Annotated in this window: 13 protein-coding genes; 9 read left to right on the plus strand and 4 right to left on the minus strand. The window is 70.2% G+C overall.

Annotated elements, in window-relative coordinates:
* The first annotated feature begins 2 nt into the window (after positions 1-2).
* From AX744_RS11645 to AX744_RS11655, 3 genes are read left to right on the plus strand one after another with little or no spacing between them, the layout of a single operon-like run.
* On the plus strand, positions 3-1,712 hold the full coding sequence (locus AX744_RS11645) for a cytochrome b/b6 domain-containing protein (protein ID WP_061017023.1): 1,710 nt from the start codon (positions 3-5) through the stop codon (positions 1,710-1,712).
* A gap of 4 nt (positions 1,713-1,716) precedes the next feature.
* On the plus strand, positions 1,717-2,175 hold the full coding sequence (locus AX744_RS11650; protein WP_061017026.1) for an ASCH domain-containing protein: 459 nt from the start codon (positions 1,717-1,719) through the stop codon (positions 2,173-2,175).
* Positions 2,176-2,208: 33 nt separating this feature from the next.
* Positions 2,209-3,360, plus strand: coding sequence for an acetyl-CoA C-acetyltransferase (locus AX744_RS11655; protein WP_061017028.1), 1,152 nt, complete (start codon positions 2,209-2,211; stop codon positions 3,358-3,360).
* Between the two features lie 76 nt (positions 3,361-3,436).
* Here AX744_RS11655 and AX744_RS11660 read toward each other — a convergent pair whose 3' ends face one another.
* Positions 3,437-3,946: a GNAT family N-acetyltransferase gene (locus AX744_RS11660; protein WP_045264712.1), complete on the minus strand. Its 510-nt coding sequence runs from the start codon at positions 3,944-3,946 to the stop codon at positions 3,437-3,439.
* A gap of 131 nt (positions 3,947-4,077) precedes the next feature.
* Here AX744_RS11660 and AX744_RS11665 point away from each other — a divergent pair, with 131 nt between their 5' ends.
* Together AX744_RS11665 and AX744_RS11670 are read left to right on the plus strand one after the other, a co-directional pair.
* Positions 4,078-4,638, plus strand: coding sequence for an acyl-CoA thioesterase (locus AX744_RS11665; RefSeq protein ID WP_061017062.1), 561 nt, complete (start codon positions 4,078-4,080; stop codon positions 4,636-4,638).
* Between the two features lie 115 nt (positions 4,639-4,753).
* On the plus strand, positions 4,754-6,154 hold the full coding sequence (locus AX744_RS11670) for a hypothetical protein (protein ID WP_061017030.1): 1,401 nt from the start codon (positions 4,754-4,756) through the stop codon (positions 6,152-6,154).
* On the opposite strand, the gene AX744_RS11675 is transcribed toward AX744_RS11670, so the two are convergent.
* From AX744_RS11675 to AX744_RS11685, 3 genes are read right to left on the minus strand one after another with little or no spacing between them, the layout of a single operon-like run.
* A complete protein-coding gene (locus AX744_RS11675) occupies positions 6,109-6,708 on the minus strand; it encodes a hypothetical protein (RefSeq protein ID WP_157543594.1) in 600 nt (199 codons plus the stop codon). The two genes, AX744_RS11670 and AX744_RS11675, sit on opposite strands and share 46 nt — an antisense overlap.
* Positions 6,705-7,265 (minus strand): hypothetical protein, encoded by a 561-nt coding sequence (locus tag AX744_RS11680; protein ID WP_061017035.1) that lies wholly within the window; start codon positions 7,263-7,265, stop codon positions 6,705-6,707. The genes AX744_RS11675 and AX744_RS11680 overlap by 4 nt, the downstream gene beginning before the upstream one ends.
* Positions 7,262-7,957, minus strand: a complete 696-nt coding sequence (locus AX744_RS11685) for a hypothetical protein (RefSeq protein WP_061017037.1) — start codon at positions 7,955-7,957, stop codon at positions 7,262-7,264. The genes AX744_RS11680 and AX744_RS11685 overlap by 4 nt, the downstream gene beginning before the upstream one ends.
* Positions 7,958-8,137: 180 nt before the next feature.
* On the opposite strand from AX744_RS11685, the gene AX744_RS11690 reads away from it, so the two are divergent.
* From AX744_RS11690 to AX744_RS11705, 4 genes are read left to right on the plus strand one after another with little or no spacing between them, the layout of a single operon-like run.
* Positions 8,138-11,788, plus strand: a complete 3,651-nt coding sequence (locus AX744_RS11690; protein ID WP_061017039.1) for a proline dehydrogenase family protein — start codon at positions 8,138-8,140, stop codon at positions 11,786-11,788.
* Between the two features lie 51 nt (positions 11,789-11,839).
* Positions 11,840-12,304 (plus strand): hypothetical protein, encoded by a 465-nt coding sequence (locus AX744_RS11695; RefSeq protein ID WP_230977797.1) that lies wholly within the window; start codon positions 11,840-11,842, stop codon positions 12,302-12,304.
* The gene (locus AX744_RS11700; RefSeq protein ID WP_058632932.1) at positions 12,304-12,534 is read left to right on the plus strand and encodes a helix-turn-helix transcriptional regulator; all 231 of its coding nucleotides are present in this window, start codon (positions 12,304-12,306) and stop codon (positions 12,532-12,534) included. The genes AX744_RS11695 and AX744_RS11700 overlap by 1 nt, the downstream gene beginning before the upstream one ends.
* Positions 12,531-13,547 carry an NAD(P)-dependent alcohol dehydrogenase gene (locus AX744_RS11705; protein WP_061017042.1) on the plus strand — a complete coding sequence of 339 codons (1,017 nt, stop codon included), beginning with the start codon at positions 12,531-12,533 and terminating at the stop codon, positions 13,545-13,547. Before AX744_RS11700 ends, AX744_RS11705 begins: the two co-directional genes overlap by 4 nt.
* Positions 13,548-13,697 lie beyond the last annotated feature (150 nt).

Here is a 13,697-nt window from a genome sequence, read left to right on the forward strand (position 1 = left end):
CCATGGCGACGCGGATGCTGCGACGCGGTCTGCCGCGCGTGCCTGGAGGAGATCCCTGGCCTCCCGCTGATGCGGTGGCGGAGGATGCCACGGTGGATGATCGGGCGGCGGACGCGGTGACGAGCGCGGCGCCCGACGAGCCCGCGACAATTCCGGAGGTCGCGGTGTCTTCGGACGTCGACGTGACTGTCCGGGCCACCGGCCCCGCCGGCCCGGCATCGCCGGCGACCGTGACGGCTGCTGTTGCAGCGGCCGCTCCGGCAACGGCCGGTGGGGCAGCGCGGGTCCGTCGCGGTCTGCCGCGTGTGCCGGGCGGGGAGCCTTGGCCGCCGTCGACGTCGCCGACCGCTCCCACTTCTCCCGCCGAGGTGCCCGAACCCGCTGCGGCAGTACCCGCTCCCTCTCCGGGGTCGGCGGTGTCGGACCCCGTGCCGGCTGCGTCAGCATCCGTGCCAGCGCCCGCGGCGTCGACCGCCACAGCGGACATCTCTGCGGCAGAGACCTCCGCCCCCGTCGCGGTGGCCACGGCCGACGGCACCGGTGTCCGGCGCGGCTTGCCTCGTGTCGCCGGCGGAGATCCGTGGCCGCCCGCCGACACTGTTCCCCTCTCTGCTGCCGCCCCAGCCGAGCCCGTCGCGCCCGAGTCCGTCGTGCCGGCCGCAGTCGTTCCCGTCGCGGCTGCCGCGACTCCTGCCGTTGCGACCGGACCGTCGTCCGTGCTCGCCGACGTCTCGACTCCGCTCCCGTGGACGCAGACCGTGTGGAACGGACGAGCGCCCCGACACCTCCCACAGACGTCGGCCCCGACGACCGGCCGCCCGCGCCCGACGTGGACCCAGGCGATCGGCGTGCTGTTCGGAGCCGCTGCGCTCGGGGTGCTCGCCGGAGCCGCCATCGCGTTCGTGCGCACGCTCCTGAGCTTCCCGTTCATGCAGGACTTCCTGGCGGCCTTCCCCGGCGAGTACGAGCCCGGGATCGCCGTCGAGCCGGGATTCGCCCCGTGGATCGGGTGGCAGCACTTCTTCAACATGTTCCTGATGGTGCTGATCATCCGCTCGGGGTTGCAGGTGCGCACCGAGAAGCGTCCGACGGTCTTCTGGACCCCTCGCAACAACGCGAAGGGCAAGATCAGCCTCAACCTGTGGTTCCACCAGTCGCTCGACATCCTGTGGCTCGTCAACGGCGTGATCTTCGTCGTGCTGCTGTTCGTCACGGGGCACTGGGTGCGCATCGTCCCGACCAGCTGGGAGGTGTTCCCGAACGCCCTCTCGGCGGCCCTGCAGTACATCTCGTTCGATTGGCCGCACGAGAACGGCTGGAACAACTACAACAGCCTGCAGCAGCTCGCCTACTTCGCCACCGTGTTCATCGCGGCGCCGCTCGCCGCGATCACCGGCTTCCGCATGTCGGGGCTGTGGCCGAAGAAGGCCGAGAAGCTGTCGAAGGCGTACCCGGTCGAGTGGGCGCGGGCGCTGCACTTCCCGATCATGCTGTACTTCGTGGCGTTCATCATCGCGCACGTGGCGCTCGTCATGTTGACCGGGTTCCTGCGTAACCTGAACCACATGTTCGCGTCGCAGGACGCGGTGACGTGGACCGGATTCTGGGTGTTCATCCTGTCGCTCGTGGTGATCGCAATCGGATGGGCGGCTGCGCGTCCGCTCGTGCTCGCCCCCATCGCCAAGGTGTTCGGCAAGGTCTCGGGTCGGTGAGCAGATGAGCGACGAGGTCATCGCCGAATACTGGCGCACCGTGCGGACCGCCCTGCCTCACCTCCCGGAGACGCGGCCGGAAGCCTGGGGGTTCGGGGCGACGCCCGAGCACGCCGACGAGCTGCTGGCACTCGTGCTCGACGGCATCAAGGTCGGCACCGCGTCGTCCCTCTGGGATTACGACGCGACCGGCGACCCTCTCCCCGCTGTGGGCGAGCTCAGCATCATCCTGGACGGCACCGGCGCCCCGCGGGCTGTGATCGAGACCACGACGATCGACATCGCGCCGTTCGACGAGGTCGACGAGGCCCATGCCTTCGCCGAGGGGGAGGGCGACCGCACGCTGACGCACTGGCGCGAGGTGCACGAACGCTACTGGCGCACCCACTCCGAGAACCCGCGCGGCTACGAACCGGACATGCCGGTGGTCTGCGAGCGGTTCCGGCTGGTGTTCCCGGCCTAGAGAGTCCCGAGGGACTGGAGGAGAGGCGCGATCATGGCTGAGGCATACATCGTCGACGCGGTCCGTTCGCCGGTCGGCAGGCGCGGCGGATCGCTCGCCGAGGTCCACCCTGTGGACCTCGGCGCCCACAGCCTTCGGGCGCTCGTCGACCGGACGGGGATCGACCCCGGTGCGGTGGACGACGTGATCCTGGGCGTCATCGACGCGATCGGCGGCCAATCCGGCAACGTGGCCAGGACGGCCCTGCTCGCCGCCGGATTCCCCGAGCACGTTCCCGGGGTGACCATCGACCGGCAGTGCGGGTCGAGCCAGCAGGCCGTGCACTTCGCGGCGCAGGCCGTGATGAGCGGCACGAGCGACCTCGTGATCGCGGGCGGACTGCAGAGCATGTCGCAGGTGCCGCTGACCGCCGCAGCCACCGTGGGGGAGTCCTACGGCTTCACCACGCCGTACGCGCAGTCGCCCGCCTGGACCGGCCGCTACGGCGATCAGGAGATCTCGCAGTTCGCCGGTGCCGAGCTGATCGCCGAGAAGTGGGACATCTCCCGCGAGGAGATGGAGCGGTTCGCCCTGGAGAGCCATCGTCGAGCCGCCCTGGCTCAGGACGAGGGTCGCTTCACCCGCGAGATCGCTCCGCTGAACGGTCTCGACCACGACGAGGGTGTGCGCCGCGACACGACGCTGGAGCGGATGGCGGGGCTCGCGCCGCTGCGGGAGGGTGGACGGATCACCGCCGCCGTGTCGTCGCAGATCAGCGATGCGTCCAGCGCCGTGCTCATCGCCAGCGGGCAGGCCGTACGTGACCACGGGCTCGCGCCCCGTGCCCGCATCCATCAGATGACGGTGCGCGGCGACAGTCCGATCCTCATGCTCACCGCTCCGATCCCCGCCACGAAGCTCGCGCTGGAGCGCGCGGGGATGCGGGTCTCCGACATCGACCTGTTCGAGGTGAACGAGGCCTTCGCTCCCGTGGTGCTCGCCTGGATGCGCGAGCTCGATGCTCCGCACGAGAGGGTGAACGTCAACGGTGGAGCCATCGCGCTCGGTCACCCCATCGGCGCGACCGGGACCAGGCTGATGACCACGATGCTCAACGAGCTCGAACGCACGGGCGGACGCTACGGTCTGCAGGCCATGTGCGAGGGCGGCGGGGTCGCGAACGTGACCATCGTCGAACGGCTCTGACGCCCCTGATCCCGCGGTGACGACAGAGCGGGCCGCCTCCCGGAGGAGACGGCCCGCTCTGTACGTGCTCGGAGGATCAGGGGCGGACGAAGCGCACTTCGGTCAGCGTCTCGCCCAGGAAGGGCTCGGTGTGCGATGCGCCGTCGAGGTGGAAACCGTTGCGGGTGTAGAACCGGTGCGCGCGAGGGTTGTCCTCGGCGACCCACAGGTACAGTGGCTCGTCCTTCTCCACGGCCGCGTCGAACAGCTTCTGGCCGATGCCGGTGGAGTGATAGGCGTCGAGCAGGTAGATGAAGTAGAGCTCGCGGAACGCCGGAGCGTCCTTGTCGCGGGCGGGGCCGGAGCCGACGAAGCCCACGATCTCGCCGTCGACCAGCGCGGCGTTCATCTTGAACTCGGGGCCCTGCGAGGCCCAGTGCGTCCACAGCTCGGCCATGCGGCGGGGCGAGACCTTCTCCAGCGCCGCCTTGCTGATCAGGTGGTCGTAGGTCTCGTGCCAGCACTGCGCATGCACGCGACCGAGGGCTTCCGCATCCACATCACGGACCGGACGGACGATGACTTCAGGCTGGGCTTCGGCGCTCATGGTCGTGACTCTACGCGCGGCGTCCGCGAAGGGGAAATCGAGGGGATGTTCGATGACACCCTTCCCGCGGTCATGGAGGTTTCGCACAACGATGTTCGCCGATCGTGCACTCCTGGCTACGATCGATGCTCGTGAACGTGATCTGGCGGACCCTCCTGGTGATCCTCGGCGCTCGCCGCCGCGTGCGACGGGGGAAGGCCCTCGACCCCACCGCCGTCGGCAGCATCACCCTGACCACGCTGCCCACCGACATCGACATCCTGCGCCATATGAACAACGGCCGCTACCTGTCGTTGTTCGACCTCGGGCGCTGGGACCTGCTCATCCGCACCGGACTGTTCGATGCGATGAAGGACCGGGGCTGGTATGCGGTCGTCTCCAGCGAGACGATCACGTTCCGCAAGTCGCTGCAGCTCTGGCAGCGGTTCGAGGTGCAGTCGCGTTTCATCGGGCACGACGACAGGGCGCTCTTCATGGAGCACCGCGCCGTCGTGGACGGCGAGGTCTACGCACGGGCGATCGTGCGGGCCCGGATGCTGCGACGCACCGGAGGGACCGTCAGCAATGAGGAGCTTTTCGCGGCCGTGGGCAAGCCGGAGGGTGTTCCGGAGATCGACGCCTGGGTGCACGACTGGGCAGCGGCCTCGGCGCTCCCTCCCGTGCGGGCGAAGGCCCCGAGCGTCTGGGGCTGAGCGTCTGGGGCTGAGCGTCTGGGGCTGAGCGTCTGGGGCTGAGTTCGAAAACCCCGAGGGGCTGAGCGGCAGAGGAACGTTCTCTCCGTCCGCACCGGCGCGGTAGCTTAGGCGTGTGCTGGCGATCCTGACGACGACCGGGCGAGTGCTGTGGCGGCACTGGCCTGCGCTGATGGCGTGGTACCTCGCGGGCGTCCTGGTGCACTACGGGGTCACAGAGATCGCCGGCTTCATCGGAGCCTCGTCGGCGACGTTGGGCTTCCTGGTGCTGCCGATCGCGATTCTCGCCCGGCTGGTGAGCCTGGTGGCGATGTTCCTCGTGCTGCGCGACGGTCTGCGCAACCTGCAGGAGGTGGCACCGCTGCCGGAGTCGCCCGTGGAGCGTCGGCGTACTTTCCTCTCGGCCCTTCTCGCCGGCATCCTGCCGTTCTTCGCGGTGTACTGGGCGCAGGGGCTGCTCGGCGAGGACGTGCGGGCTTACTCGCTCCGCGCTCTCGAGGTGCGCAACGGCATCGTGTGGACGGCGAGCGTGAACGGCAAGCCGCCCGTGAGCTCGGACGACACCGTGCTCAACCTGCCGATCAACGTGTGGACCATCGCGATCATCGTGCTCGCGTTCGCCGGTCGATGGGCGTGGTCGAAGTGGTCGCCGAAGCTCGCGGCCTGGTTGTCGCCGGTGGCGGTGTACTTCGAGGTCGTCTGGGTCTTCTTCTCGGTGATGGTGCTCGGCGACATCTTCGACGCGATCAAGGCCTGGGTCGACAGTCGCGCGGCGATGGCGTACCTCGAGACGGTGCGGGAGGGCATCCTCGACGCCGTGGCTCCCCTGCGCTGGCTGTGGGAGGGGATCGGCTGGGTCCTCTCCGAGGCGGGCCCCGTGCTGCTGGCGCCGCTGGCCTGGCTCACGATCGCCGGAGTCGTCTTCGGACAGGCGATCGTCGCCGAGAAGCTGCGCGTCGAGAGTGAACTCGTCTCGCGGTTCCGTCAGCACACGGAGGCGATCCCCAACCCCCTGGTACGACGGCTGCGCGACCTCGGCGACGAGCTGGGAGCACGCTTCCGGCCGATCGGTCGCGCCCTGCTGCTGATGTGGCGAGCGGGTCCCCTGCTGGTCGCCTCCTACGCGCTGCTCTACGTGGCGGTGAAGGCGCTCGAATCGGTCCTCGGCTTCGGTGTGACCCGGCTGATCGGACCGCAGGACTACGTGTTCTGGGCGGTCGCGGCCCCGCTCGTCTCCCTCGTGCCGCTCCTGCTCATCGAACCCCTCCGCATCGCCGTGATCAGCGGCGCCTACGACGCCACGCTCGGACGGCTGCGACGTCGGCAGCAGGCGCGGCCGGACGCCTCGGCCGCCACGGAGGCGGAAGCGGAGATGCGTGCCGTCGCGGATGCGGCCGGACTGCTGCCCTCGTCGGTCGATGCGGTGGCAGCCGCTGTGGTCTCGGCGCCGCCTCGTGACGCCGTCGGCGGTCAGGGTTCGAACTCGAACCTCACGAATGAGCCGCCGGCGCGATAGGGCCGGATGTCGACCCAGAACGGGCCCTCCACGTCGGCAGGAACCACGAACGGCACGATCAACTCGTAAGGGCTCGCCTGCTCGCTGAGGCACGTCTCGGGCTCGTCGGCGCTCCAGTCGAGTCCGATCTCGGCGCGCACCGGACTCCACTCCCGCCTCGTCGACTGCTCCACGAGCACGGGAGCCTCGCACCCGACGCCCTCGGCCTCCGGGTCCACGGGCACCGCGACCGCGATCAGCCGCGTCTTCTCCGGTACGTCGAGGCCGGAGACGTCGTCGATCTCCCCGCCGCGGATCGGGCCCCAGGCTGCGCCGGCGAGGTCCGTCGTCTCGTCTTCCGTCACGACCACCGGGGCGACCGCGCGGGCACCGAACCCGAAGTACTGGTACCACTCCTGCCAACCCACGGCGGCCGCCGTCGCGGGCACGAGGAGGGCGAGTGCGATCAGGGCGACGGTGTTGCGCCGCCACCAGGAATCGCGCTTCGTCGGAACAGCTGCGGCTGCGGGGTCTTCCTTAGGGGCGGGCGGAAAGAGCGGAGGAGGGATCGTCATCGCGCCCACCCGTTCTCGACCAGGAGCACCTCGGCCTCGACGGGGAGAGTCGCCAGGTCGATCGGCAGGTCGATCACGCCGTCGCGCAGCACCTCGAAGCCGCCCGATCCCGGCACGCCCAGGCGCAGGGTGGCCCTGTCACCCACGACGTCGTCGGGGAGCTCGAACGCCAGACTGCCGCTGCGGGGAACCGCGGTGACCAGACGCTGAGCGAGGAAGGTGGTTCCGCGATCCGTGGCGCTGAACGTGCGCTCGCCGATCGTGAGCTCGGCGAGCCTGAGGGTGCTCAACCGCTGCGTGACCCCGCTCGCGGCGTCGAGGTCGATCACGAGCCAGGTGCCCTCGGCGGACCAGCCCTCGGCATCGGTGACCCGGTTCGTGAGATGGACATCGGTCACGGTCGCGACGAGGTTGCGTGTGACGGCCTCCTCGCCGATCTGCGCGACCGCGGGGAAGGGGGCATCCGGAGCGTCGTCGGGGAGCGTGACCTTGACGAGGACCCACGCGCACGCGAGCAGCGCCGTGGTGAGCAGCCAGACGAGCACGTGCTTCTTCATCCGGCGCTCACCTCCTCGATCGTGGTCGTCAGCGTCGCGCCGACGCGGGGATCGTTCCAGTAGTCGCCCCGGATCAGGCTCTGCCCGACGTAGTGGTCGGAGTCGGGGAGGGTGAGCGAGACCTCGTCGCCGTCGCGGAAGTCGTCCGGTCCCACGGCCCAGGTGATCAGCACACGGGCCGGAACGTCGGGCTGGAGCGTGGGCGCGAGCTTTCCGTCGTCGGCGCGCGACACCACCCCCTTGGCATCGAGCCCTTCGATGCGGATGCCGTCCAGGAGAGGAGACACCTTCGCGGGTGATCCGGAAGCACGCGGCTGCGAGAAGGTGTTCACCACGTCCACGGTCACGACGAGCAGGCGCTCCCCCTTCTCCTCGTCGGGATAGATCGCCGCCATTCCGCGCTCGTCGCGCAGCTCGACGCCCACCACAGTCATCTCGAATTCGGAGCCGGAGAACGTCTCGCCGATCGTGAGGTCGGGGATCGGGTCGACCGCGGCGGCCTCGAGGCCGCCGAACAGGGCGGTGGTCGCCAACAGCGACGCCCCCGCGCCGGTGATCAACCACGAGGTCGGGATGAGGTCGATGCTGCGCCGCGCCCACCCCAGCACCTTCGCGCGGGCTCCCGCGTTCGAGGCGGTGACCTCCGCCTCACCGCGCGATGCAGAGGTGCTGTCGGGCGGGGTCGTGGTCACGGCAACAGCTTAGGACCGCGCCGTTCGGCGGTGCGGCATGATTCGCACCCCGCCCGGCCGCGCTCCTCCGCTCCGGGGCCGCACCGGGCGGCGAGAACGGCCGCATGCGAAGCGGACGCGGATGGCGGAAAGCGGCGGCGCGGCGCGGAATCCGGGGTGTCCAGACCTAGGCTGAAATCCATGGCAGACCTCCCGCCGGATGCCGTGGCATCCGCATCCCTCGCAGACCGCGCCGTCGAGCTGGCTCGGCGGTGGACGATCGAGGCCGCGGCCACAGAACCAGACCCTGCCGCTGCCCGGCTCGCCGGAGTGCTGCAGGACGTGAACGGACTCCCGTTCACCCTGGGGTTCGTCGACGGCGTCATGCGTCCGGAGAGCCTGACCGCCGCGGCCTCGCAGCTGCACCGCATCGCCCCGATCGTGCCGGAGTTCCTGCCCTGGTACCTGCGCTCGGTGGTGCGCCTGGGTGGCGGGGTCGCGCAGATCCTCCCGACGCCCGTGGTGCCGATCGCCCGTCGGGTGCTCCGGGACATGGTGGGGCACCTGGTCGTCGATGCGCGCCCTGCCAAGCTCGGCGCCGCGATCGAGGGGATCCGCGCCGACGGCTCCCGGCTCAACCTCAACCTGCTCGGCGAGGCCGTGCTCGGGGAGGCGGAGGCCCGACGACGGCTCGACGGCATCCACGCGCTCGTCCGCCGTCCGGACGTGGACTACGTCTCGGTGAAGGTCTCGGCGATCATCAGTCACCTGTCGATGTGGGCATTCGACGAGGTCGTCGACGAGGTGGTCGAGCGGCTCCTTCCGCTGTATCTCGCGGCGGCGGCCGACGGCACCTTCATCAACCTGGACATGGAGGAGTACCGCGACCTCGACCTCACGATCGCCGTCTTCACGCGCATCCTCGAGGACCCCCGACTGGCCGGGCTCGAAGCCGGGATCGTGCTGCAGGCGTACCTGCCGGACGCGCTGCCCGCCCTGCAGGAGCTCACCGCGTGGGCGCAGGACCGCGTGGCGCACGGCGGAGCCCGCATCAAGGTGCGTCTCGTGAAGGGGGCGAATCTCGCGATGGAGCACGTCGAGGCGCGGATGCACGGGTGGACGCCTGCGACCTACGACACCAAGCTCGACACCGACGCGAACTACCTGCGCTGCCTCGACTGGGCGCTGCAGCCGGAGCACACGGCTGCGGTGAAGATCGGCGTCGCGGGGCACAACCTCTTCGGCATCGCCTACGCCTGGCTGCTGGCGGGCGAGCGGGGCGTGCGGGAGGCCGTGGAGTTCGAGATGCTGCTCGGCATGGCCCAGGGGCAGGTGCGAGCCGTCTCGCGCGAGGTCGGACCGGTGCTCCTGTACGTGCCGGTGGTGGAGCCAGCGGAGTTCGACGTGGCCATCAGCTACCTGGTGCGCCGGCTCGAGGAGAACGCCTCGCCGGACAACTTCCTCTCCGCCGCCTTCCGGCTCGGCGAGGACGAGTCGCTGTTCGTCCGCGAGCAGGATCGCTTCCTCGATGCGCTCGACAGGGCGGGCGACCCGACGCTGCGCATCGGACCCCGTCGCACGCAGGACCGTCTCGCCCCCGTGCACGAGTCGCTGCGCCCTGTACCCGTCGCCCCGGTGCCGGAGACCGACCTGACCAAGGCGGTGCTCGGCATCTCCCGCGGCTCGGACGACGGCGGCCGGGAGGCGTTCCTGGAGACCGCGGTCTACTCCGCCCGCGAGCTGGAGCAGGACACCGGCGGAGCCCCGGGCTTCGCGAACACCGTCGACAGCGACCCCGCGCTTCCCGCCAACCGCGAATGGGCGCGCGAGGTGCGCGAGCGCATCGCGACCTCCGACCTGGGGTCTGCCACGATCGCGGCGGCGCAGGTGTCCGATGCGGACGAGCTCGAGCGGGTCGTGCACGGTGTGCGTCGCGCGGCCCCGGCCTGGGGCGGGCGACCTGCCGCCGAGCGTGCCGAGGTGCTGTTGCGTGCCGCGGCTGCACTCGAGGCCCGTCGCGGAGACCTCATCGAGGTCGCGGCCTCCGAGACCGGCAAGGTCTTCGCAGAAGCCGACATCGAGGTGAGCGAGGCCGTCGACTTCGCGCGCTACTACGCAGCCAAGGCCAGGGAGCTCGACGCGATCGCCGGTGCCGTGTTCGTCCCGGCATCCGTCACGGTCGTCACGCCGCCCTGGAACTTCCCCGTCGCCATTCCCACCGGAGGAGTGCTCGCCGCGCTCGCCGCAGGTTCCGGTGTGGTCTTCAAGCCCGCACCGCAGGCCCGTCGCTGTGCGGCGGTGATCGCCGAGACGCTGTGGGAGGCAGGGATCCCCCGCGACCTGTTGGCGCTCGTCGACGTCGAAGAGGGTGCGCTCGGCCGCGAGCTGATCACGCACGAGGCGGTCGACCGGGTGATCCTCACCGGCGCGTGGGACACGGCGGCGCTGTTCCGCTCCTGGCGCCCGGATCTGCCGCTGCTCGCGGAGACCAGCGGCAAGAACGCGATCATCATCACCCCCTCGGCCGATCTCGATCTCGCGGTCGCCGACCTCACCAAGAGCGCGTTCGGACACGCCGGCCAGAAGTGCTCGGCTGCGTCGCTCGCGATCCTCGTGGGGCCGGTCGGACGCTCGACCCGGTTCGCCCGCCAGTTGGCCGATGCCGTGCGCTCGCTGCACGTCGGTCCTCCTACCGATCCGCTGGCCGAGGTGGGGCCCGTGATCGAGCAGCCGCAGGGCAAGCTCGCCTGGGCGCTGAGTGAGCTCGAGGGCGACGAGCAGTGGCTGATCGAGCCGTCTCTCGCCGCGGCGGACGACGGCAGCCGACGGCTGTGGCGTCCCGGCGTGCGCGTCGGGGTGCAACCGGGATCGCGTTTCCACACCGAGGAGTTCTTCGGCCCCGTGCTCGGGGTGATGCACGCCCCGACCCTCGCGCGCGCCGTGGAGATGCAGAACGCCGTCGCCTACGGACTCACCGCAGGGCTGCACACCCAGGATCCGGAGGAGCTGTCGTACTGGCTCGACCGGGTGCAGGCGGGCAATCTCTACGTGAATCGCGGCATCACCGGCGCGATCGTGCAGCGTCAGCCCTTCGGCGGCTGGAAGCGCTCCTCGGTCGGCCCCGGCGCGAAGGCGGGTGGGCCCAACTATCTCATCGGTCTGGGATCGTGGCGCTCGCAGTCGGGAGGGCCGGCCTCCAGCACCCTGCACCTGCGCGGGCTCGATTCGCGCATCACCGCGGTGATCGAGGCGGCACAGTCCTCGCTCGCGTATGAGTCGTTCGAGTGGCTGCGGCGCTCGGCTCTCTCGGATGCGCTGGCCTGGGATCGGGAGTTCGGCCAGGTGCGCGACGTGTCGCGTCTGGGAGTCGAGCGCAACCTGTTCCGCTATCGCCCCGTGCCCGTCGAAGTGCGCGCGACCGACGACGCCGCGCTGCACGACCTGCTGCGCGTGGTGATCGCCGGGGTGCGCTCCGGCGCCAGGTTCGTCATCTCGACCCCTTCCGGATTGCCCGCCGAGGTGCGCCGAGCGCTCGGAGACCTCGACGCCCCGGTGTTCCTCGAGAGCGACGACGAGTGGTTGCAGCGGCTGCTCCGTCAGGACGCCGACCTCGAAGGCGTCACACTGCCGGCGAGCGATCGAGTGCGACTGGTCGGCGGTCGTGAGGGTGTCGCCGCTCTCCGCGCGGAGCTGGCCGCGGCTTCCGCTGGCGATCCCGACCTCGCGGTGTACGACGGCGAGGTGACGGCGGCCGCCCGCATCGAGCTGCTGCCGTTCGTGCACGAGCAGTCGATCTCGATCACCGCGCACCGTTACGGCAACCTCGACGCGTGGAGCAGTGACGTGATCTGAGTCACATGTAAAGAATTCTTGACACACCTGGTAAGCGGTCGTACGCTGAGCGTGTCAAGAATCTTTTACATCGGAGGCGTCGTGGTCTACGAAGAGCGCAATGCGTGGGCGGGACTCATCGTGAGCCCCATCGTGATGGTCGTGTACGTCGTGCTGGTGCTCCAGCAGGCCGGGGGCGGGCCGCTCACCGATGTGGACTGGTTCCCGCTCATGCTGTGGGTGATCGGCGGGGGCATCGTCGCGACGATCCTGCTCAGCGTGGTGTGGGGCATCATCGCCGGGATGAGCGATCCCGACGGGGTCGGCCGCTCCGACATCCGCGACCGCGACATCAGCCGCATGGGTGGGCGGGTGGAGCAGGCCTTCATCGTGATCGCCGGCCTCGGGGTGATCGCGCTGTGCGCTGTCGGGGCCGACGTCTTCTGGATCGCGAACACCATGTTCGCGGGCTTCGCGGTAGCCGCGCTCGTCGGCGGTGTCGCCAGGGTGATCGCCTACCGACGAGGCCTCGTCTGATGGTCAAGCCCACTCTCGTCTCCAACACCATCCGCGCTCATCGCGAGAGGGCGGGACTCACTCAGGCCGAGCTCGCGCGCACGGTCGGCGTGACGCGCCAGACGCTCATCGCCATCGAACAGCAGAGGTACTCGCCGACGCTCGAACTCGCCTTCCAGATCGCCCGCGCCTTCGGGGTGGGCCTCGACGACGTCTTCAAGTACCCCGACACATCAGGAGCAGGATCATGAGCCGATCGATGAAGGCGTGGACCAGGAAGACGTACGGGCCCGCCGACGGCGTCGCCCTCGAACACACCTCGATGCCGGTTCCTCGACGCGGCGAGGTGCTGCTGCGCGTGCGCGCCACGGCCCTGAACGCGGGCGACGTGCGTCTTCTGCTCGGTGATCCGCTGCTCGTGCGGCCGGTGTTCGGGCTGACACGTCCGAAGCACCCGGTGCGCGGCATGGAGGTCGCTGGCACCGTGGTGGCGCTCGGGGCCGATGTCGTCGGTGCTGAGGTCGGCGAAGAGGTGGTTGGTGAGCTCGTCGGCGGGGGAGGGCTCGGCGAGTATGTCCGGGTTCCCGCCGCTCGGCTGGTGCCGATCCCCACCGACATCGCGGCAGACACCGCTGCCTGCCTGCCGGTCGCCGGTGGTACCGCCTGGCAGGCCCTCGACCTCGCCGGGGTCGGACTCGCAGACGGTGGCCACGCGGCGGGTGGGGCGCCGCGCGTGCTGATCATCGGTGCATCCGGAGGCGTCGGCACGTTCGCCGTGCAGCTCGCGACTCTCCGCGGCGCCGAGGTATGGGCGACCTGTCGCGACCGCAACGCGCCGCTGATCGAGCAGCTCGGCGCGGTGCGCACGTTCGACCACAGGGAGTCGCCGTTGAGCACGCTCGCGGACGGCCGGTTCGACGCGATCATCGATATCGCGGGAGGGATGCCGCTGCGCGAGCTGAAGCGTCTCGTCGTTCCCGGCGGCACAGTCGTGCTGGTCACCGGCGACGGCGGCCATGTGCTCGGCCCCGTCCCACGGATGCTGCGCGCGGTGTTCCTGTCGATCGGCTCGCGGAGCATCCGACCGCTCGCCGCGACGCCACGCCCCGAGGTGCTGGCGAAGCTGCTCGACCTCGTGGCCGAAGGGCGGATCGTCCCCGTCATCGAGCGCGAGTATCCCTTCGCCGAGGCATCGGCGGCTCTCTCCCGACTGGAAGCCGGCCACACGGTGGGCAAGCTCGTGGTCGCCGGCACCGCGGTCTGAGCGTTCATCGGCGGTGTTCTGGTGCCGCACTGACAGTGGTGTGGCGGAGCCCCCCCACCGCGCTCTGGCGGTGCACAGGGGGCGGGTGACAGAATGGACCCCGGCGTGCCCGAGTCGCATCTTCCCCGACGCCCGCTCGATCGAGCGAAG

It is taken from the genome of Microbacterium sp. CCH5-D1 (genome assembly GCF_001557335.1).
Taxonomy (GTDB): domain Bacteria; phylum Actinomycetota; class Actinomycetes; order Actinomycetales; family Microbacteriaceae; genus Microbacterium; species Microbacterium oxydans.

Coding starts and splice junctions, on each gene's coding strand:
- AX744_RS11705 (WP_061017042.1), top strand. CDS start 12,531: ATGAGCCGATCGATGAAGGCGTGGACCAGGAAGACGTACGGGCCCGCC.
- AX744_RS11675 (WP_157543594.1), bottom strand. CDS start 6,708: ATGACGATCCCTCCTCCGCTCTTTCCGCCCGCCCCTAAGGAAGACCCC.
- AX744_RS11660 (WP_045264712.1), bottom strand. CDS start 3,946: ATGAGCGCCGAAGCCCAGCCTGAAGTCATCGTCCGTCCGGTCCGTGAT.
- AX744_RS11680 (WP_061017035.1), bottom strand. CDS start 7,265: ATGAAGAAGCACGTGCTCGTCTGGCTGCTCACCACGGCGCTGCTCGCG.
- AX744_RS11700 (WP_058632932.1), top strand. CDS start 12,304: ATGGTCAAGCCCACTCTCGTCTCCAACACCATCCGCGCTCATCGCGAG.
- AX744_RS11655 (WP_061017028.1), top strand. CDS start 2,209: ATGGCTGAGGCATACATCGTCGACGCGGTCCGTTCGCCGGTCGGCAGG.
- AX744_RS11690 (WP_061017039.1), top strand. CDS start 8,138: ATGGCAGACCTCCCGCCGGATGCCGTGGCATCCGCATCCCTCGCAGAC.
- AX744_RS11650 (WP_061017026.1), top strand. CDS start 1,717: ATGAGCGACGAGGTCATCGCCGAATACTGGCGCACCGTGCGGACCGCC.
- AX744_RS11645 (WP_061017023.1), top strand. CDS start 3: ATGGCGACGCGGATGCTGCGACGCGGTCTGCCGCGCGTGCCTGGAGGA.